At 53.0% G+C, this 21,476-nt stretch carries 12 protein-coding genes, 3 rRNA genes and 1 pseudogene; 11 read left to right on the top strand and 5 right to left on the bottom strand.

Annotated features, from left to right (window positions below; genetic code table 11):
• Positions 1-336: 336 nt before the first annotated feature.
• From NMD08_RS24160 to rrf, 3 genes are all read left to right on the top strand, one after another.
• Positions 337-1,877, top strand: a 16S ribosomal RNA gene (locus NMD08_RS24160).
• A 233-nt stretch (positions 1,878-2,110) separates the two neighbouring features.
• Positions 2,111-5,015, top strand: a 23S ribosomal RNA gene (locus NMD08_RS24155).
• A gap of 93 nt (positions 5,016-5,108) precedes the next feature.
• Positions 5,109-5,224: ribosomal RNA gene (gene rrf / locus NMD08_RS24150) — 5S ribosomal RNA — on the top strand.
• The 16S, 23S and 5S rRNA genes sit together here, the layout of an rRNA operon.
• Before the next feature lie 92 nt (positions 5,225-5,316).
• Here the strand turns inward: rrf and NMD08_RS24145 are convergent.
• Complete coding sequence (locus NMD08_RS24145) at positions 5,317-5,754, bottom strand: acetyltransferase (RefSeq protein WP_151218097.1); 438 nt, start codon at positions 5,752-5,754, stop codon at positions 5,317-5,319.
• A gap of 157 nt (positions 5,755-5,911) precedes the next feature.
• On the opposite strand from NMD08_RS24145, the gene metA reads away from it, so the two are divergent.
• The 4 genes from metA (at position 5,912) to aceK (ending at position 11,874) form a co-directional block, all read left to right on the top strand.
• Positions 5,912-6,841, top strand: a complete 930-nt coding sequence (metA, locus tag NMD08_RS24140; protein WP_151224594.1) for a homoserine O-succinyltransferase — start codon at positions 5,912-5,914, stop codon at positions 6,839-6,841.
• Between the two features lie 268 nt (positions 6,842-7,109).
• Positions 7,110-8,711, top strand: coding sequence for a malate synthase A (gene aceB / locus NMD08_RS24135; RefSeq protein WP_187253996.1), 1,602 nt, complete (start codon positions 7,110-7,112; stop codon positions 8,709-8,711).
• Positions 8,712-8,742: 31 nt separating this feature from the next.
• On the top strand, positions 8,743-10,047 hold the full coding sequence (gene aceA, locus NMD08_RS24130) for an isocitrate lyase (RefSeq protein ID WP_016155323.1): 1,305 nt from the start codon (positions 8,743-8,745) through the stop codon (positions 10,045-10,047).
• Positions 10,048-10,149: 102 nt separating this feature from the next.
• Positions 10,150-11,874 carry a bifunctional isocitrate dehydrogenase kinase/phosphatase gene (gene aceK / locus NMD08_RS24125; protein ID WP_151218094.1) on the top strand — a complete coding sequence of 575 codons (1,725 nt, stop codon included), beginning with the start codon at positions 10,150-10,152 and terminating at the stop codon, positions 11,872-11,874.
• A gap of 47 nt (positions 11,875-11,921) precedes the next feature.
• On the opposite strand, the gene iclR is transcribed toward aceK, so the two are convergent.
• The gene (iclR, locus tag NMD08_RS24120; RefSeq protein ID WP_003031613.1) at positions 11,922-12,746 is read right to left on the bottom strand and encodes a glyoxylate bypass operon transcriptional repressor IclR; all 825 of its coding nucleotides are present in this window, start codon (positions 12,744-12,746) and stop codon (positions 11,922-11,924) included.
• Between the two features lie 195 nt (positions 12,747-12,941).
• Here iclR and metH point away from each other — a divergent pair, with 195 nt between their 5' ends.
• Both metH and NMD08_RS24110 read left to right on the top strand, forming a co-directional pair.
• Positions 12,942-16,625, top strand: a complete 3,684-nt coding sequence (metH, locus tag NMD08_RS24115) for a methionine synthase (RefSeq protein ID WP_187253993.1) — start codon at positions 12,942-12,944, stop codon at positions 16,623-16,625.
• A gap of 136 nt (positions 16,626-16,761) precedes the next feature.
• The gene (locus NMD08_RS24110; RefSeq protein WP_003031618.1) at positions 16,762-18,393 is read left to right on the top strand and encodes a Na/Pi cotransporter family protein; all 1,632 of its coding nucleotides are present in this window, start codon (positions 16,762-16,764) and stop codon (positions 18,391-18,393) included.
• A gap of 53 nt (positions 18,394-18,446) precedes the next feature.
• Here NMD08_RS24110 and pepE read toward each other — a convergent pair whose 3' ends face one another.
• Positions 18,447-19,136 carry a dipeptidase PepE gene (gene pepE / locus NMD08_RS24105; protein WP_151218102.1) on the bottom strand — a complete coding sequence of 230 codons (690 nt, stop codon included), beginning with the start codon at positions 19,134-19,136 and terminating at the stop codon, positions 18,447-18,449.
• 108 nt (positions 19,137-19,244) lie between these two features.
• A pseudogene (locus NMD08_RS24100) lies at positions 19,245-19,524 on the bottom strand (addiction module antidote protein).
• 484 nt (positions 19,525-20,008) lie between these two features.
• On the opposite strand from NMD08_RS24100, the gene NMD08_RS24095 reads away from it, so the two are divergent.
• Positions 20,009-20,395, top strand: a complete 387-nt coding sequence (locus NMD08_RS24095; RefSeq protein ID WP_286541246.1) for a VOC family protein — start codon at positions 20,009-20,011, stop codon at positions 20,393-20,395.
• Between the two features lie 139 nt (positions 20,396-20,534).
• On the opposite strand, the gene NMD08_RS24090 is transcribed toward NMD08_RS24095, so the two are convergent.
• Positions 20,535-20,756, bottom strand: a complete 222-nt coding sequence (locus NMD08_RS24090) for a hypothetical protein (RefSeq protein WP_045378298.1) — start codon at positions 20,754-20,756, stop codon at positions 20,535-20,537.
• 97 nt (positions 20,757-20,853) lie between these two features.
• Here NMD08_RS24090 and NMD08_RS24085 point away from each other — a divergent pair, with 97 nt between their 5' ends.
• Entirely contained in the window at positions 20,854-21,366 is a 513-nt protein-coding gene (locus NMD08_RS24085; protein ID WP_286541248.1) for a GNAT family N-acetyltransferase, read from the top strand.
• Positions 21,367-21,476: the final 110 nt, after the last annotated feature.

Genomic DNA, 21,476 nt, shown 5'->3' with positions numbered 1-21,476 from the left:
CATTTTTCTGTCATTTAAGGGTTGCGGGCTGCAGGAAACTCCCTATAATGCGCCTCCATCGACACGGCGGATGTGAATCACTTCACACAAACAGCCGGTCCGGTTGAAGAGAAAACCTGAAAATGAGGGTTGACTCTGAAAGAGGAAAGCGTAATATACGCCACCTCGCGACAGAGCGCTAAAGCGCGTCGCAACTGCTCTTTAACAATTTATCAGACAATCTGTGTGGGCACTCGAAGATACGGATTCTTAACGTCGCAAGACGAAAATGAATACCAAGTCTCTGAGTGAACATACGTAATTCATTACGAAGTTTAATTCACGAGCATCAAACTTAAATTGAAGAGTTTGATCATGGCTCAGATTGAACGCTGGCGGCAGGCCTAACACATGCAAGTCGAACGGTAGCACAGAGGAGCTTGCTCCTTGGGTGACGAGTGGCGGACGGGTGAGTAATGTCTGGGAAACTGCCCGATGGAGGGGGATAACTACTGGAAACGGTAGCTAATACCGCATAACGTCGCAAGACCAAAGAGGGGGACCTTCGGGCCTCTTGCCATCGGATGTGCCCAGATGGGATTAGCTAGTAGGTGGGGTAACGGCTCACCTAGGCGACGATCCCTAGCTGGTCTGAGAGGATGACCAGCCACACTGGAACTGAGACACGGTCCAGACTCCTACGGGAGGCAGCAGTGGGGAATATTGCACAATGGGCGCAAGCCTGATGCAGCCATGCCGCGTGTATGAAGAAGGCCTTCGGGTTGTAAAGTACTTTCAGCGAGGAGGAAGGTGTTGAGGTTAATAACCTCAGCAATTGACGTTACTCGCAGAAGAAGCACCGGCTAACTCCGTGCCAGCAGCCGCGGTAATACGGAGGGTGCAAGCGTTAATCGGAATTACTGGGCGTAAAGCGCACGCAGGCGGTCTGTCAAGTCGGATGTGAAATCCCCGGGCTCAACCTGGGAACTGCATCCGAAACTGGCAGGCTAGAGTCTTGTAGAGGGGGTAGAATTCCAGGTGTAGCGGTGAAATGCGTAGAGATCTGGAGGAATACCGGTGGCGAAGGCGGCCCCCTGGACAAAGACTGACGCTCAGGTGCGAAAGCGTGGGGAGCAAACAGGATTAGATACCCTGGTAGTCCACGCCGTAAACGATGTCGACTTGGAGGTTGTGCCCTTGAGGCGTGGCTTCCGGAGCTAACGCGTTAAGTCGACCGCCTGGGGAGTACGGCCGCAAGGTTAAAACTCAAATGAATTGACGGGGGCCCGCACAAGCGGTGGAGCATGTGGTTTAATTCGATGCAACGCGAAGAACCTTACCTACTCTTGACATCCAGAGAACTTTCCAGAGATGGATTGGTGCCTTCGGGAACTCTGAGACAGGTGCTGCATGGCTGTCGTCAGCTCGTGTTGTGAAATGTTGGGTTAAGTCCCGCAACGAGCGCAACCCTTATCCTTTGTTGCCAGCGGTTAGGCCGGGAACTCAAAGGAGACTGCCAGTGATAAACTGGAGGAAGGTGGGGATGACGTCAAGTCATCATGGCCCTTACGAGTAGGGCTACACACGTGCTACAATGGCATATACAAAGAGAAGCGACCTCGCGAGAGCAAGCGGACCTCATAAAGTATGTCGTAGTCCGGATTGGAGTCTGCAACTCGACTCCATGAAGTCGGAATCGCTAGTAATCGTGGATCAGAATGCCACGGTGAATACGTTCCCGGGCCTTGTACACACCGCCCGTCACACCATGGGAGTGGGTTGCAAAAGAAGTAGGTAGCTTAACCTTCGGGAGGGCGCTTACCACTTTGTGATTCATGACTGGGGTGAAGTCGTAACAAGGTAACCGTAGGGGAACCTGCGGTTGGATCACCTCCTTACCTTAAAGAAACGTTCTTTGTAGTGCTCACACAGATTGTCTGATGAATGATGAACTTCTGAATGTACTTCCGAGTGCATTAAGAAGTTTTGCTCTTTAAAAATCTGGATCAAGCTGAAAATTGAAACGACACACTGTTTCATTTCTCCGTAATAAGAAATGAAAAGCGGTGTGTTCGAGTCTCTCAAATTTTCGCAACACGATGGTGTTTTACGAAACATCTTCGGGTTGTGAGGTTAAGCGACTAAGCGTACACGGTGGATGCCCTGGCAGTCAGAGGCGATGAAGGACGTGCTAATCTGCGATAAGCGTCGGTAAGGTGATATGAACCGTTATAACCGGCGATTTCCGAATGGGGAAACCCAGTGTGATTCGTCACACTATCATTACGTGAATACATAGCGTAATGAAGCGAACCGGGGGAACTGAAACATCTAAGTACCCCGAGGAAAAGAAATCAACCGAGATTCCCCCAGTAGCGGCGAGCGAACGGGGAGCAGCCCAGAGTCTGAATCAGCTTGTGTGTTAGTGGAACGGTCTGGAAAGTCCGACGGTACAGGGTGATAGTCCCGTACACCAAAATGCACAGGTTGTGAACTCGAAGAGTAGGGCGGGACACGTGGTATCCTGTCTGAATATGGGGGGACCATCCTCCAAGGCTAAATACTCCTGACTGACCGATAGTGAACCAGTACCGTGAGGGAAAGGCGAAAAGAACCCCGGCGAGGGGAGTGAAAAAGAACCTGAAACCGTGTACGTACAAGCAGTGGGAGCATCCTTCGGGGTGTGACTGCGTACCTTTTGTATAATGGGTCAGCGACTTATATTCTGTAGCAAGGTTAACCGTATAGGGGAGCCGAAGGGAAACCGAGTCTTAACTGGGCGTTAAGTTGCAGGGTATAGACCCGAAACCCGGTGATCTAGCCATGGGCAGGTTGAAGGTTGGGTAACACTAACTGGAGGACCGAACCGACTAATGTTGAAAAATTAGCGGATGACTTGTGGCTGGGGGTGAAAGGCCAATCAAACCGGGAGATAGCTGGTTCTCCCCGAAAGCTATTTAGGTAGCGCCTCGTGAATTCATCTTCGGGGGTAGAGCACTGTTTCGGCTAGGGGTCATCCCGACTTACCAACCCGATGCAAACTGCGAATACCGAAGAATGTTATCACGGGAGACACACGGCGGGTGCTAACGTCCGTCGTGAAGAGGGAAACAACCCAGACCGCCAGCTAAGGTCCCAAAGTCATGGTTAAGTGGGAAACGATGTGGGAAGGCACAGACAGCCAGGATGTTGGCTTAGAAGCAGCCATCATTTAAAGAAAGCGTAATAGCTCACTGGTCGAGTCGGCCTGCGCGGAAGATGTAACGGGGCTAAACCATGCACCGAAGCTGCGGCAGCGACACTATGTGTTGTTGGGTAGGGGAGCGTTCTGTAAGCCGTTGAAGGTGTGTCGTGAGGCATGCTGGAGGTATCAGAAGTGCGAATGCTGACATAAGTAACGATAATGCGGGTGAAAAACCCGCACGCCGGAAGACCAAGGGTTCCTGTCCAACGTTAATCGGGGCAGGGTGAGTCGACCCCTAAGGCGAGGCCGAAAGGCGTAGTCGATGGGAAACAGGTTAATATTCCTGTACTTGGTGTTACTGCGAAGGGGGGACGGAGAAGGCTATGTTGGCCGGGCGACGGTTGTCCCGGTTTAAGCATGTAGGCGGAGGTTCCAGGTAAATCCGGTACCTTTTAACGCTGAGGTGTGATGACGAGGCACTACGGTGCTGAAGTGACAAATGCCCTGCTTCCAGGAAAAGCCTCTAAGCATCAGGTAACACGAAATCGTACCCCAAACCGACACAGGTGGTCAGGTAGAGAATACCAAGGCGCTTGAGAGAACTCGGGTGAAGGAACTAGGCAAAATGGTGCCGTAACTTCGGGAGAAGGCACGCTGATATGTAGGTGAAGCGGTTTACCCGTGGAGCTGAAATCAGTCGAAGATACCAGCTGGCTGCAACTGTTTATTAAAAACACAGCACTGTGCAAACACGAAAGTGGACGTATACGGTGTGACGCCTGCCCGGTGCCGGAAGGTTAATTGATGGGGTTATCCGTAAGGAGAAGCTCTTGATCGAAGCCCCGGTAAACGGCGGCCGTAACTATAACGGTCCTAAGGTAGCGAAATTCCTTGTCGGGTAAGTTCCGACCTGCACGAATGGCGTAATGATGGCCAGGCTGTCTCCACCCGAGACTCAGTGAAATTGAACTCGCTGTGAAGATGCAGTGTACCCGCGGCAAGACGGAAAGACCCCGTGAACCTTTACTATAGCTTGACACTGAACACTGGTCCTTGATGTGTAGGATAGGTGGGAGGCTTTGAAGCGTGGACGCCAGTCTGCGTGGAGCCAACCTTGAAATACCACCCTTTAATGGCTGGTGTTCTAACGTGGACCCGTGATCCGGGTTGCGGACAGTGTCTGGTGGGTAGTTTGACTGGGGCGGTCTCCTCCTAAAGAGTAACGGAGGAGCACGAAGGTTAGCTAATCCTGGTCGGACATCAGGAGGTTAGTGCAAAGGCATAAGCTAGCTTGACTGCGAGAGTGACGGCTCGAGCAGGTGCGAAAGCAGGTCTTAGTGATCCGGTGGTTCTGAATGGAAGGGCCATCGCTCAACGGATAAAAGGTACTCCGGGGATAACAGGCTGATACCGCCCAAGAGTTCATATCGACGGCGGTGTTTGGCACCTCGATGTCGGCTCATCACATCCTGGGGCTGAAGTAGGTCCCAAGGGTATGGCTGTTCGCCATTTAAAGTGGTACGCGAGCTGGGTTTAGAACGTCGTGAGACAGTTCGGTCCCTATCTGCCGTGGGCGCTGGAGAATTGAGGGGGCTGCTCCTAGTACGAGAGGACCGGAGTGGACGCATCACTGGTGTTCGGGTTGTCATGCCAATGGCACTGCCCGGTAGCTAAATGCGGAAGAGATAAGTGCTGAAAGCATCTAAGCACGAAACTTGCCCCGAGATGAGTTCTCCCTGAGACTTTAAGTCTCCTGAAGGAACGTTAAAGACGATGACGTTGATAGGTCGGGTGTGTAAGCGTAGCGATACGTTGAGCTAACCGATACTAATGAACCGTGAGGCTTAACCTTACAACGCCGAAGGTGTTTTGGCGAAGAGACAGATTTTCAGCCTGATACAGATGACATCGACAGACTAAAAAGTGTGTTGATAGACAGAATTTGCCTGGCGGCTGTAGCGCGGTGGTCCCACCTGACCCCATGCCGAACTCAGAAGTGAAACGCCGTAGCGCCGATGGTAGTGTGGGGTCTCCCCATGCGAGAGTAGGGAACTGCCAGGCATCAAATAAAGTGAAGAAGCCCATCCTGCCGGATGGGCTTTTTTGCGTCTGTGCGCCGTGAAATCCGCCGGCTGCGGCGTCCGGAAGTACGGCTAGCCGTGTACGAGGCTGAGTAACGGGTACGGTCGTCCAAGATCGTCCACTTCTGTCCGTTCCGTCACGTTAAATCCCATCTTTTTATAGAATCCAACCGCCTGCTCATTCTGTTCATTAACGTTGGTCGTTAGCATTGAAGTCATTGATAAAGCATGTTCAATGAGTAACTTACCAATACCACGACCACGTGCATCCGGGTCGACGAACAGGGCATCCATATGCTGATCGGTCAGAAGCATAAAGGCGATAGGCTCATCTTGTTCTGTCACTGCAACCCATAGTGGAGCTTCTGGTAAAAATGAACGTACCAGCTCTTCCAGCTCAATGCGATAATCCGGTGAGAGAAAATGGTGCGTCGCATCGACTGAACGACCCCAGATAGATACGAGCTTATCGCCTTCGTCCTTACGCGAACGACGAATGGTAAAGGGCATAGCATTCTCCTTTTTTCTTTACTGCACTATTCTACAGCAAGGGGCCGTGAAACTTTCTCAACTTGAGGATGCAGGCTCGACATTCGCATGATTCCTGGGTATCTTCAGCTGTCTGGATGTCTAAACGTTTAAACGTATGTAGTGAGGTTATCAGGTTATGCCAATTCGCGTGCAGGACGAGCTACCCGCCGTCAATTTCTTGCGTGAGGAAAACGTCTTTGTCATGACGACATCCCGCGCTTCCGGTCAGGAAATTCGACCACTGAAGGTGCTCATCCTCAACCTGATGCCCAAGAAGATTGAAACGGAAAACCAGTTCCTGCGCTTACTGTCTAACTCACCGCTACAGGTAGATGTTCAGCTATTGCGCATCGATGCCCGGGAGTCACGCAACACTCCTACGGAGCATCTGAATAACTTTTACTGTAATTTCGAGGATATCAGCGATCAGAACTTTGACGGACTGATCGTGACCGGCGCGCCGTTGGGTCTGGTTGAATTTAATGACGTGGCTTACTGGCCGCAGATTAAACAAGTGCTTGAATGGGCCAAAGATCACGTTACCTCGACGCTATTTGTCTGTTGGGCGGTACAAGCCGCGCTGAATATCCTGTACGGAATTCCTAAGCAAACCCGTACAGATAAACTCTCAGGCGTTTATGAGCATCATATTCTGCACCCACATGCACTACTGACGCGTGGATTTGATGATGCATTCCTGGCTCCGCATTCGCGCTATGCCGATTTTCCTGCTGCACTTATCCGGGACTACACCGATCTCGAGATTTTTGCCGAGACAGAAGAGGGAGATGCTTACCTGTTTGCCAGCAAAGATAAACGAATTGCCTTTGTGACGGGTCATCCTGAGTATGACGCTCATACGCTCGGCAGTGAGTATTTTCGTGATGTCGAAGCGGGCCTAATGCCGGAAGTACCCTATAACTACTTCCCGAAAGATGACCCGCAAAACAAACCGCGGGCAACCTGGCGTAGCCACGGCAATCTGTTGTTTACTAACTGGCTCAACTATTACGTCTACCAGATCACGCCATATGATCTGCGTCACATGAATCCAACGCTGGATTAATCTTCTGTAGCAGACGATCCTTAAGCGTTTCAGCATGTTGAATCAGGCACCTTCGGGTGCCTTTTTTATTTCCGAAATGCACCTCATCATGTAATTAAATTTTATTTATATTGTTATCAATGAGTTAATTAATATTTAAATTAAAAATGGAAATTGTTTTTGATTTTGAAAATTAAATGAGTAGTCTTAGTTGTGCTGAACGAAAACCGCACAACGATCCTTCGTTCGCATTGGGGATGTGTTTGGATCAATGACGAGGAACTACGCAATGAATCAACAGGCAACGACAACCGATGAACTGGTCTTCACCAGGCCGCGTGGCGAACAGGAGCAACAGATTCTGACCGCTGAAGCGGTGGAGTTTCTGACCGAATTGGTGACAAGATTTACACCAAAACGCAATAAACTTCTGGCTGCACGTATCCAGCAGCAGCAGGATATTGATGACGGTAAGTTGCCTGATTTTATTTCGGAAACGGCTTCCATTCGTGAGGGCGACTGGAAAATTCGCGGTATTCCTGATGATTTACTGGATCGCCGCGTAGAGATAACCGGGCCTGTTGAGCGCAAGATGGTCATCAACGCGCTGAACGCAAATGTCAAAGTCTTTATGGCTGATTTTGAAGATTCGCTGGCTCCTGAGTGGAGCAAAGTAATCGATGGGCAGATCAACCTGCGCGATGCGGTCAATGGCACCATTAGTTACACCAACGAAGCCGGTAAAATTTATCAACTTAAACCCAATCCGGCCCTGTTGGTGTGTCGCGTTCGTGGTCTGCACTTGCCGGAAAAACACGTCACCTGGCGTGGTGAATCCATCCCGGGCAGCCTGTTTGACTTTGCCCTCTATTTCTTCCACAACTACAAAACGTTGCTGGCAAAAGGTAGCGGCCCTTACTTCTACCTGCCAAAAACGCAGGCCTGGCAAGAAGCAGCATGGTGGAGCGAAGTGTTCAGCTATGCAGAAGATCGCTTTAATCTGCCGCGCGGCACCATCAAAGCGACTTTGCTGATTGAAACTCTGCCGGCCGTCTTCCAGATGGACGAAATTCTGCACGCGCTGCGAGACCATATTGTCGGCCTGAACTGCGGTCGCTGGGACTACATTTTCAGCTATATCAAAACGCTGAAGAACCACCCGGATCGCGTGTTGCCGGACCGTCAGGTGGTGACGATGGATAAGCCATTCCTCAGCGCCTATTCACGCCTGCTGATTAAAACCTGCCATAAACGCGGCGCGTTCGCGATGGGCGGTATGGCGGCGTTCATTCCCAGCAAAGATGCAGAACGTAACAACCAGGTGCTGACCAAGGTAAAAGCGGACAAAGCGCTGGAAGCCAATAACGGTCATGACGGCACATGGATTGCTCATCCGGGACTGGCTGATACCGCAATGGCGGTGTTCAACGACGTGCTCGGTGAAAACAAAAATCAGCTGTTCGTGACCCGTGAAGAAGATGCGCCGATTACCGCAGAACAACTGCTGGCACCTTGTGAAGGTGAGCGTACTGAGGAAGGTATGCGCGCCAACATCCGTGTCGCAGTGCAGTACATCGAAGCGTGGATCTCCGGTAATGGCTGCGTACCGATTTACGGTCTGATGGAAGATGCGGCCACAGCCGAAATCTCCCGTACCTCCATCTGGCAGTGGATCCACCACCAGAAAACGCTCAGCAATGGCAAACCGGTGACCAAACCGCTGTTCCGCCAGATGCTGGCCGAAGAGATGCTGGTGATTCAGGACGAGCTGGGCGAACACCGCTACAGCAGCGGACGTTTTGACGATGCCGCGCGCCTGATGGAGCAAATCACCACATCAGATGACTTAATCGACTTCCTCACCCTGCCAGGTTACCGCCTGCTTGCGTAATCCACCACATAACAATATGGAGCATCTGCACATGAAAACCCGTACTCAACAAATCGAAGAATTACAGAAAGAATGGACTCAACCGCGTTGGGAAGGCATTACCCGCCCATATAGCGCGGAGGAAGTGGTGAAATTACGTGGCTCGGTCAACCCGGAATGCACGCTTGCACAGCTTGGCGCGGCGAAAATGTGGCGTTTGCTGCACGGTGAATCGAAGAAAGGGTATATCAACAGCCTCGGTGCGCTGACCGGCGGCCAGGCGCTGCAGCAGGCGAAAGCCGGTATTGAGGCGGTCTACCTTTCAGGCTGGCAGGTGGCGGCAGATGCCAACCTGGCGTCAAGCATGTACCCGGATCAATCGCTGTATCCGGCGAACTCCGTCCCGGCAGTGGTGGATCGAATCAACAACACATTCCGTCGCGCCGATCAGATCCAATGGTCAACCGGTATTGAACCGAACGATCCGCGCTATGTGGATTACTTCCTGCCGATCGTTGCCGATGCGGAAGCGGGTTTTGGCGGTGTACTGAACGCGTTTGAACTGATGAAGTCGATGATTGAGGCTGGTGCAGCGGCCGTTCACTTCGAAGATCAGCTCGCATCGGTGAAAAAATGCGGTCATATGGGTGGCAAAGTGCTGGTACCGACTCAGGAAGCTATCCAGAAACTGGTGGCGGCCCGTCTGGCGGCCGACGTTATGGGCGTTCCGACGCTGGTGATTGCGCGTACCGATGCTGACGCAGCCGACCTGATTACTTCTGATTGCGATCCCTACGACAGCGAGTTCATCACCGGCGAACGCACCAGTGAAGGGTTCTACCGTACACATGCGGGTATTGAGCAGGCGATTAGCCGTGGTCTGGCCTACGCACCGTATGCGGATCTGGTGTGGTGTGAAACCTCCACGCCGGACCTCGAACTGGCGAAGCGCTTTGCCGATGCTATTCATGCCAAATTCCCTGGCAAACTGCTGGCCTACAATTGTTCACCGTCGTTTAACTGGCAGAAAAACCTGGATGATAAAACCATTGCCAGCTTCCAGCAGCAGCTGTCAGATATGGGATACAAATATCAGTTCATTACCCTGGCGGGCATCCACAGCATGTGGTTCAACATGTTCGACCTCGCACACTCCTATGCGCAGGGTGAAGGCATGCGCCACTACGTTGAGAAGGTTCAGCAGCCAGAATTTGCGGCGGCGAAAGACGGTTACACCTTTGTATCCCATCAGCAGGAAGTGGGCACTGGTTACTTCGATAAAGTTACCACCATCATTCAGGGCGGTACTTCCTCGGTGACCGCACTGACCGGCTCGACTGAAGAATCGCAGTTTTGATCAATGCCCGGTGGCGCTGCGCTTACCGGGCCTACGAAGGGATGTAGGCCGGATAAGCGAATGCGCCATCCGGCATGACGTTGTGCCGGATGGGAGAAATCAATGACGCGTGGCCTGGAATTACTGATTGCTCAGACGATTTTGCAAGGTTTCGACGCCCAATACGGGCGTTTTCTGGAAGTCACCTCCGGCGCGCAGCAGCGTTTTGAACATGCCGACTGGCATGCGGTTCAGCAGGCGATGAAAAGCCGTATTCACCTTTATGATCATCACGTCGGTCTGGTGGTGGAGCAGTTGCGCTGCATTACTGACGGTAAAAGCACTGATGCGGATTTTTTACTTCGCGTGAAAGAGCATTACACCCGGCTATTGCCGGATTACCCGCGCTTCGAGATTGCGGAGAGCTTTTTTAACTCCGTTTACTGCCGGTTATTTGACCACCGCTCGCTGACTCCCGAGCGGCTGTTTATTTTCAGTTCTCAGCCAGAGCGCCGTTTTCGCACGATCCCACGCCCGCTGGCGAAAGACTTTTTCCCTGATTCAGGTTGGGAGTGGCTGCTCACACGCGTCCTTAGCGATCTGCCCTTGCGTCTACCGTGGCAGAACAAACATCGGGATATCCACTACATCATTGAGCACCTGACCGAAACCCTCGGTGCGGATGTGTTGCAGGGCTGCCATTTACAGGTGGCGAATGAACTGTTTTATCGCAATAAGGCCGCCTGGCTGGTCGGTAAGCTGATTACCCCTTCCGGGACGCTGCCGTTTTTATTGCCAATTCACCGGACAGACGAAGGTGAATTGTTTGTCGATACCTGCCTGACCACGACGGCGGAGGCGAGCATTGTGTTTGGCTTTGCCCGTTCCTATTTCATGGTGTATGCACCGTTGCCGGCCGCACTGGTGGAGTGGCTGCGCGAGATCCTGCCCGGTAAAACCACCGCGGAATTGTATATGGCGATTGGCTGTCAGAAGCACGCCAAAACCGAAAGCTACCGTGAATATCTGCTGTATCTTGCCCATTGCGATGAGCAATTTATCGAAGCGCCGGGGATTCGCGGCATGGTCATGCTGGTATTTACTCTACCGGGCTTTGATCGGGTGTTTAAAGTTATTAAAGATAAATTTGCCCCGCAAAAAGAGATGTCTGCCGCCCACGTCCGCGCTTGTTATCAACTGGTCAAAGAGCACGATCGCGTTGGGCGAATGGCTGACACCCAGGAGTTCGAAAACTTTGTGCTGGATAAACGGCAAATCGCCCCGGCGCTGATGGCGCTGTTGCTACAGGAAGCCCCGGACAAAATTACCGATCTCGGCGATCAGATTGTCATTCGCCATTTGTATATCGAACGGCGCATGGTGCCGCTGAATATCTGGCTGGAGCAGGTCGAAGGCCAGCAACTGCGCGATGCCATTGAAGAGTACGGCAACGCGATTCGTCAGCTGGCCGCCGCCAATATTTTTCCCGGCGATATGTTGTTTAAGAACTTTGGCGTGACCCGCCACGGGCGCGTGGTGTTCTATGACTACGACGAAATTTGCTATATGACGGAGGTGAATTTCCGCCATATCCCGCCACCGCGTTACCCGGAAGATGAGATGAGCGCTGAACCGTGGTACAGCGTATCTCCAGGGGATGTTTTCCCGGAAGAGTTTCGCCACTGGCTGTGTGCTGACCCGCGTATTGGTCCGCTATTTGAAGAGATGCACGCTGACTTATTCAACGCCGACTACTGGCGGGGTTTGCAAACGCGGATCCGTGAAGGGCATGTGGAAGATGTTTACGCCTATCGGCGCAAGCAGCGGTTTTGTGTGCGGTTTACATAATTGTCTGTAGGCCGGGTAAGGCGTAGCCGCAACCCGGCAATGCCATCTTAGCGAAAGCCACCATACGCCAGCGTTACTTCTTTCGCCGCTTTGATCGCCATGGCGCCAAACTCGGTCACGCGATCGTCGGTAATGCGCGAAATCGGACCGGAGATGGAAATGGCGGCAAACGGCTGGCGGTGCTCGTCATAAATGCATGATGCCACGCAGCGCAGGCCCAGCGCATGTTCCTCATCATCAAAGGAATACCCGCGCTTACGCGTCTGGGCGAGATCCTCTTTCAGATGCACCGGCGACACCAGCGTGGCGTGGGTGTATGCGTGCAGCCCTTTACGGTGCAGCAGCCCAGTCACCTGTTCTTCGCTCAGCTGGGATAAAAACGCTTTACCCGCACCGGAGGCGTGCATCGGCAGTTTGCCGCCGATGGGTGCAGACATGCGCATCAGTTGGGTACACTGCACCTGGTCGATAATAATCGCCTGATGGTCGCTTTGATCCAGCACGGCGAGGTTGACCGTTTCACCGGAATCTTCCATCAGTTTGCGCAGGATTGGGTGGACAATCGCCAGCAGATTGCGACTTTGCAGAAAGCTGCTGCCGACGATAAACGCATGCGCGCCCACGGCCCAATGCCCTAATTCACCGACCTGACGAACAAATCCCTGCTGCTGCATGGTGGTCAACAATCGGTGAGTCGTGGAGTTTGGCAGGCCGGCCTGCTGCGCCAGCTCGGTCAGCGCCACGCTGCCGTTGGATTCCGCAATCCACTCGAGCAGTTTCAGGCCGCGCGTCAGGGACTGAACCTGCCCGGTTGCGGGCGCAGTGGTAGCGGCGGGTTTTCTACCGCGTTTCGCGGGAACGGGGGCAACCATGGCAGACTCCTTTTCTGTATCGTGGAAATCATTTTCGTTTTATTCAAATATAATGCAAGAATTCCTGTACTGATCGGATGAGTGAAGCTGAACATGTCTCATGTTGGCCGTTGTTCTCTTTTCCGCCTCTCAGGTTTGTGCCAGTATGGTCTGTTGAGTTTTTTTCGGTCTGGTTGAGCGTTGTCGGGAGCGAGTGTGAGCAGCAAAGTTGAACAATTACGTCAGCAGTTAAATGAACGTATTCTGGTGCTGGACGGCGGTATGGGCACCATGATCCAGGGATATCGTCTGAGTGAAGAGGATTTCCGCGGCGAACGCTTTGCCGACTGGCCGTGCGATCTGAAAGGCAACAACGACCTGCTGGTGCTCAGCAAACCGGAGGTGATCGCCGCGATTCACAACGCCTACTTCGAGGCGGGTGCGGATATCATCGAGACCAACACTTTTAACTCCACGACTATCGCCATGGCGGATTACCAGATGGAATCCCTGTCGGCGGAAATCAACTTTGCGGCAGCCAAACTGGCGCGCGCGGCGGCAGACGAATGGACGGCGCGTACGCCAAATAAACCGCGCTACGTCGCGGGCGTGCTTGGCCCAACCAACCGTACGGCGTCTATATCGCCCGACGTCAACGACCCGGCTTACCGCAATATTACCTTTGATCAGCTGGTGGCCGCCTACCGGGAATCCACCAAAGCGCTAGTGGAAGGCGGCAGTGACCTGATCCTGATTGAAACTGTATTTGATACCCTGAATGCCAAAGCCGCTATTTTCGCGGTAAAAACCGAATTTGAAGCGCTGGGCGTTGAGCTGCCGATTATGCTCTCCGGCACCATCACCGACGCTTCTGGCCGTACGCTCTCCGGTCAAACCACCGAAGCGTTTTATAACTCGCTGCGCCACGCCGACGCGCTGACTTTTGGTCTGAACTGCGCCTTAGGGCCGGATGAACTGCGCCAGTATGTGCAGGAACTGTCGCGTATTGCCGAATGCTACGTTACCGCACACCCGAACGCCGGGCTGCCGAACGCCTTTGGCGAATACGATCTTGATGCCGACACTATGGCGGCGCAAATTCGCGAGTGGGCCGAAGCGGGCTTCCTGAATATTGTTGGCGGCTGCTGCGGCACCACGCCGGAACACATCGCCGCCATGAGCCGCGCAGTGGACGGGCTGCCGCCGCGCAAACTGCCGGAAATCCCGGTGGCCTGCCGCCTGTCTGGCCTCGAACCGCTGAATATCGGCGATGACAGCCTGTTTGTGAACGTCGGCGAAAGGACCAACGTTACCGGCTCAGCGAAGTTTAAGCGCCTGATCAAAGAAGAGAAATACAGCGAGGCGCTGGACGTCGCCCGCCAGCAGGTAGAAAGCGGCGCACAGATTATCGATATCAACATGGATGAGGGGATGCTCGACGCCGAAGCGGCGATGGTTCGTTTCCTTAACCTGATTGCCGGTGAACCGGATATCGCCCGGGTACCGATCATGATCGACTCCTCAAAATGGGACGTTATCGAAAAAGGGCTGAAGTGCATTCAGGGCAAAGGCATCGTTAACTCCATTTCGATGAAAGAGGGGGTTGAGACCTTTATTCATCACGCGAAGCTGCTGCGTCGCTACGGTGCGGCAGTGGTGGTGATGGCCTTTGACGAGCAGGGCCAGGCCGACACACGCGCGCGCAAAATTGAGATCTGTCGTCGCGCCTACAAAATTTTGACCGAAGAAGTCGGCTTCCCGCCGGAAGATATTATCTTTGACCCGAACATCTTCGCGGTCGCGACCGGCATTGAGGAACACAACAACTACGCGCAGGACTTTATCGGTGCCTGTGAAGACATCAAACGCGAACTGCCGCATGCGCTGATCTCCGGCGGCGTTTCTAACGTGTCGTTCTCGTTCCGTGGCAACGACCCGGTACGTGAAGCCATTCATGCGGTATTCCTCTACTACGCCATTCGCAACGGCATGGATATGGGGATCGTCAACGCCGGACAACTGGCGATCTATGACGACCTGCCCGCCGAGCTGCGTGATGCGGTTGAAGATGTGATCCTCAATCGTCGTGACGATGGCACCGAGCGTCTGCTGGAGCTGGCCGAGAAATATCGCGGGAGCAAAACCGACGAGACTGCCAATGCCCAGATGGCGGAATGGCGCAGTTGGGACGTGAAAAAACGCCTCGAATACTCGCTGGTGAAAGGCATAACCGAATTTATTGAACTGGATACCGAAGAAGCGCGCCAGCAGGCCGCGCGTCCGATCGAGGTGATTGAAGGGCCATTGATGGACGGCATGAACGTGGTTGGCGACCTGTTCGGCGAGGGCAAAATGTTTCTGCCGCAGGTGGTGAAATCCGCCCGCGTGATGAAGCAGGCGGTGGCCTACCTCGAACCGTACATCGAAGCCAGCAAAGAGAAAGGCTCCAGCAATGGCAAAATGGTCATCGCGACCGTGAAGGGCGACGTGCACGACATCGGTAAAAACATCGTCGGCGTGGTGCTGCAGTGCAACAACTACGAAATCGTCGACCTTGGCGTGATGGTACCCGCGGAGAAAATCCTCAGAACCGCGCGTGAAGTGAATGCCGATCTGATCGGCCTGTCCGGGCTGATTACCCCGTCGCTGGATGAAATGGTCAACGTAGCGAAAGAGATGGAGCGTCAGGGCTTCACTATTCCGCTGCTGATTGGCGGCGCGACCACCTCGAAAGCGCACACGGCGGTGAAAATTGAGCAGAACTACAGCGGCCCGACGGTGTACGTACAGAACGCCTCGCGTACCGTAGGCGTAGTGGCCGCGCTACTCTCTGACACTCAGCGCGATGACTTTGTCGCTCGTACGCGTAAAGAGTACGAAACCGTGCGTATCCAGCATGCGCGTAAGAAACCGCGTACCCCGCCGGTAACGCTGGCTGCCGCGCGTGAAAACGATCTGGCGTTTGACTGGGAAAATTACACCCCGCCGGTGGCGCACCGCCTCGGCGTACAGTCAGTCGAAGCCAGCATCGAAACGCTGCGTAACTACATCGACTGGACGCCGTTCTTTATGACCTGGTCGCTGGCGGGAAAATATCCGCGCATTCTCGAGGATGAAGTGGTGGGTGAAGAGGCGAAGCGCCTGTTCAAAGACGCCAACGACATGCTGGATAAACTCAGCGCAGAGAAGACCCTGAATCCGCGTGGCGTGGTGGGGTTGTTCCCGGCCAACCGTGTCGGCGATGACATCGAGATTTACCGTGATGAGACGCGGACGCACGTCATCAACGTGAGCCATCACCTGCGTCAGCAGACGGAGAAAGTCGGTTTCGCCAACTACTGCTTGTCTGACTTTGTCGCGCCGAAACTGAGTGGCAAAGCAGATTACATTGGGGCTTTCGCAGTTACCGGTGGTCTGGAGGAAGATGCGCTGGCGGACGCCTTCGAAGCCCAGCATGACGACTACAACAAGATTATGGTGAAAGCGATCGCTGACCGTCTGGCGGAAGCCTTCGCAGAATACCTGCACGAGCGCGTGCGTAAAGTCTACTGGGGCTATGCGGCGAATGAGAACCTCAGTAATGAAGAGCTGATCCGCGAAAACTACCAGGGCATTCGCCCGGCACCGGGCTATCCGGCGTGCCCGGAACATACCGAAAAGGCCACCATCTGGGAACTGCTGGATGTGGAGACGCACACTGGAATGAAGCTCACCGAATCCTTCGCGATGTGGCCTGGTGCGTCGGTATCCGGTTGGTATTTCAGTCATCCGGACAGCAAGTACTACGCCGTGGCGCAAATTCAGCGCGATCAGGTTGAAGATTACGCCTTCCGTAAAGGCATGAGCGTGGCGGAAGTCGAACGTTGGTTAGCGCCTAATCTGGGTTACGACGCTGACTGAGCCACAAAACTGTCATCTTTATTTACAACAAACAGGGCACTCAATGAGTGCCCTGTCTCTTTATTACGTTTAAACCCTTATACTGAAAGAAGGCTTCGGCCTCAGGAACATATAACGATAAGGAGTACCTGATTCCGTGTTAACTCTGTTACACCTGCTTTCTGCCGTCGCGATGCTGGTTTGGGGTACGCATATTGTGCGTACCGGCGTGATGCGCGTCTTCGGCGCTCGTTTACGCACCGTACTCAGCCGTAGCGTTGAAAAGAAACCGCTCGCCTTCTGTGCTGGCATCGGCGTCACTGCCCTGGTGCAAAGCAGTAACGCTACCACCATGCTGGTGACGTCGTTTGTCGCGCAGGATCTCGTGGCGCTCACTCCTGCGCTGGTGATTGTGCTCGGTGCCGACGTGGGGACCGCGCTGATGGCGCGTATCCTGACCTTCGATCTCTCCTGGCTGTCGCCGCTGCTGATTTTTATCGGCGTGATCTTCTTTCTCGGACGGAAACAGTCCCGCGTGGGACAACTTGGGCGGGTTGGCATTGGGCTGGGATTGATTTTACTGGCACTGGAGCTGATTGTGCAGGCGGTAACGCCGATCACCCAGGCTAACGGCGTACAGGTTATTTTCGCCTCACTTACCGGCGATATCATGCTGGATGCGCTGATTGGCGCCATGTTTGCGATTATCAGTTACTCCAGCCTGGCGGCGGTACTGCTGACGGCTACGCTGACCGCCGCAGGCATTATCTCGTTCCCGGTAGCGTTGTGTCTGGTGATTGGTGCCAACCTCGGCTCTGGTCTGTTGGCGATGCTCAACAACAGTGCTGCGAATGCTGCTGCCCGTCGTGTGGCGCTCGGCAGTCTGCTGTTTAAGCTGGTGGGCAGCCTGATTATCCTGCCGTTTGTTCATCCGTTGGCGAATTTGATGGATGAGCTACCGCTGCCGAAATCCGAACTGGTTATCTACTTCCACGTCTTCTACAACCTGGTACGCTGTGTGGCGATGGTACCGTTCGCTGAACCGATGGCGCGTTTTTGTAAGCGCATCATCCGCGATGAACCGGAGCTGGACGCGCATCTGAAGCCCAAGCATCTGGACGTCAGTGCGCTGGATACGCCAACGCTCGCTCTCGCCAATGCCGCCCGCGAAGCGCTGCGCATCGGTGATGCGATGGAACAGATGATGGACGGGTTGAAGAAGGTGATGCACGGCGAGCCGCGCGAAGAGAAAGAGTTGCGCAGGATGGCGGATGACATCAACGTGCTGTACACGGCGATTAAACTCTATCTGGCTCGGATGCCAAAGGATGAACTGGCGGAAGAGGAGTCACGCCGTTGGGCGGAGATTATCGAAATGTCGCTCAACCTCGAACAGGCATCCGATATCGTCGAACGTATGGGGAGTGAGATTGCTGATAAGTCGCTGGCCGCCCGTCGGGCATTCTCTGTGGAAGGGCTGAAAGAGCTGGATGCGCTTTACGATCAGCTGCTCAGCAATCTGCAACTGGCGATGTCGGTGTTCTTCTCGGGCGATGTGACCAGTGCCCGTCGTCTACGCCGCAGCAAGCACCGTTTCCGTATTCTCAACCGTCGTTATTCGCACGCGCACGTTGACCGACTGCATCAGCAGAACGTGCAAAGCATCGAGACCAGCTCCCTGCATCTGGCGTTGTTGGGCGATATGCAGCGTCTGAACTCGCTGTTTTGCTCCGTGGCCTACAGCGTGCTGGAACAGCCGGATGAAGATGATGAGCGCGACGATTACTAACTGAGTCAATGCCGGATGGCACTGCGCTTATCCGGCATCAGACAACCAATCAATTAAAAGCAGTGACCCGCCTCAACGGCAACCGCCTCTTCACCCGCTTTAAAGATATATGTGGTGTTCGGGCCGCCGAGCACAGATTGACCGTTGCTTACCTTAATCCAGTTACCTTCCGGCAAGCCAATCACCGTCAGCTCTGGCGCAACCACCAGCAGCTCGCGAATACGCTGTTCACGTGTTTCGCCTTTGTGACCTTCCGGCAGCGCGTTGGTGAAATGTGGGTTAATCTGCAGCGGGAACAGACCCAGCGCATCAAAGCCTTTGGGATCGACAATTGGCATGTCATTGGTGGTGCGGATGGTCTGGCAGGCAAGGTTGGAACCCGCGCTCCAGCCAATGTACAGCGCCCCGCGCTTGACGACATCGACAATCGGCGACAGCAGCCCACGCTCGCGGCTCTCTTTCAGCAACTGGAAGGTATTACCCCCGCCGACAATCACCAGCTCTGCATTTTCAATGGCAGCAATCGGATCGGCAACGGTATGAATGCCTGTAACATTGACGCCCATTGGCGCAAAGATGGCTGCCGTTTTCGCCGTGTACTCATCCCAGGTTTGCGTCACGCCGGCGAACGGAATAAACACCGCCGTACGGCGACCATTCAGTTGCTCAGCAATCAGCGGCAGCGCATGTTCCATCCATCCTTTGCCCGGCAGCGTCGAGTTACTCAATAAAAGCAGTTCCATCATTTCTCCCTGTAATCAGAAAATTACAAACCGCGCTAATGCTACCACTATCAGCCTGACGCCTTACTGATATGGCTCACGATGTTGGAAGGGGGACAGAAGCTATGGCTATTTTTTAAGTGTCAATCCAATACCGAGCGCCTTCATCACAGCCAACGTGGTTTTTCAGCGTCGGATTTCCTTTCTCACTAAACGAGCGATAGAGTTGTTCGCGGGATAATCCCGTTTCTGCCGCGATGTTCGCCATTCCTTTAGCGCGTGCCACCACGCCCAACGCTTTTGCAATGTACGTTGCTTCGCCTGTTTCGAGGGCATCCGCCATAAATAGAGCAATTTCTTCAGCATCAACCAGCGCAGCAGCGGGATCGTACTGAGTAAGCTTATTCATGGCGGAAATGTCTCCTGATAGTCCAGTGAACGGGCGAGCATTCCCCAACAGGTTTAACATCGCCAGCTAAACCATTCGCCAGTCGGAAAAGGCGTGCGGCAATGAGCGTTTTGGCCCTGCGATTCCGTAGATTCTGCTCCCAGCGTTGGAAAACCGTGGTCTGAAGAATTTCCATTATTACGTTCCATGTATTTTATAAACTACATTCTGAATTGACACGTTGAGACCAGAGAATAAAAAAATGGGGAGTAAGGGGAAATGCTGGCAGGAGGAAACAGGAAGGCGCCTCGCAGTAATGCATAATTTTCCAGGATGCTGCAGTTGATACGCGAAACGATAACGGGGAGAGGCGGCTTTGTGCCAATAGCAGACGTTAACAAGGCAGTATATTTCGCGGGCACTCCTGAACAAATTAAAAACATGATAGCGTGTAAACTCTGGTTAGATTTCAACGTACAAGCGGTATCTTCCAGGAGAATTCCAGATGTTTACTCATATGCGTATTGCTAAACCCGTCACCAATCTTGAAAAGTCTTTCCTGATGTACAGTCAGGGGCTCGGCCTGCATAAAATTGCTGAATTCAACGATCATAATGGTTTCGATGGAATCATGTTAGGACGAGAGGAATTAAACTGGCACATAGAATTCACTTTTTGTCTTAACCATCCAGTACAACCTTTGCAAACCGAGGAAGATTTGCTCGTTCTTTATTACTCGGATAAAAACGAATGGGTACATGCCTGTAAAAGAATGACTGACGCTAGTTTTAAAATGGTGAATTCGTTTAACCCTTATTGGGATATGAATGGAAAGACATTTATTGACTCCGACGGATATAAAGTAGTTCTCCAAAATAAGGCCTGGGTGTAACTGTTCGTCTTGTTGCAAACCTAAACTTCCGCTTCTCGCTCAAAGCTGCCCCTCAGCTCCATGCCAGACGCGGAGTAAACGCATCCGTGTAAGTGCACAATTTTCATGCGCTACTTAAGCAGCGTGCTCCCATCGACATTCAGTCAGCTTTATACGCCTGCCACTCGCGCCAGACATTCTCAGGATCAATATCGCGGTAACCGCGCTCTCTGATTATATCCTCGGCTGCTTCGGCCGGCAGGCGGATGGCTGTAGCACCATCGCGGATAGACTCAACCTCATCGCGGGTCAATTCCCGTCCCATGTCCTGTTCTTTATCAATCAGGACGACGATCAGCGCAGGGATAAAAACAATCTTCATACTGATAAGCCTCTGAAATATTCGCATACCACTGTATCACTGACAGTTTTGATATAGTTCAGTAATCGTTAATTTATTACCAGGACAGGAATCATTCATGACATTACAAATCCGTGAAGCCACACCTGCCGACGCGATGTTGCTTAATGCGCTGGGCTACCGCATCTACCGCGCACACTTTGAACATCTGTGGGAGTCAAAGTCTGAACTGGAAGCTTTTTTAGCAAGCGAATATTCTCTGGACGAGCTGGAACAGAGCCTGAAAGAGCAAGCGGTCTGTTGGTATGTAGCAGAGACCGATAGGCCAATTGGTTTTGCGAAAGTGACCTATGAAAGCAGCATCCCTGATACGAATATGTCAGGGATGCAGCTTAACAAACTCTATCTTGATCCTGCAGACACCCGTAAAGGTTACGGTCAGGTGATGTTTGACACCGTCAAAGAGCTGGCCCGGGCCAAGGGGAAAGACTTTGTATGGTTGGAGGTTCTTGAACAGAACGAACGTGCCTGTAATTTCTACCGCAAACAGGGCATGACCTTAATTAAAAGAGACTATTTCAAAACAGCTTCACAGCAGAGCGTCATCAGGATCATGGGGATTGCTGTCTAGCGGGTGACCGGCCGCTTCGTGCCAGGAGCGGACGTTGCCATACGCGCAAATTAGGAATGGTGCTTTATAACTTCATCCGCACCACTACCTATTTGCATTACACTTAATAA

It is taken from the genome of Citrobacter meridianamericanus (assembly GCF_041320245.1).
GTDB lineage: Bacteria > Pseudomonadota > Gammaproteobacteria > Enterobacterales > Enterobacteriaceae > Citrobacter > Citrobacter meridianamericanus.
The sequence above is the reverse complement of the archived record's forward strand: the minus strand, read 5'-3'. Positions and strand labels throughout refer to the sequence as shown.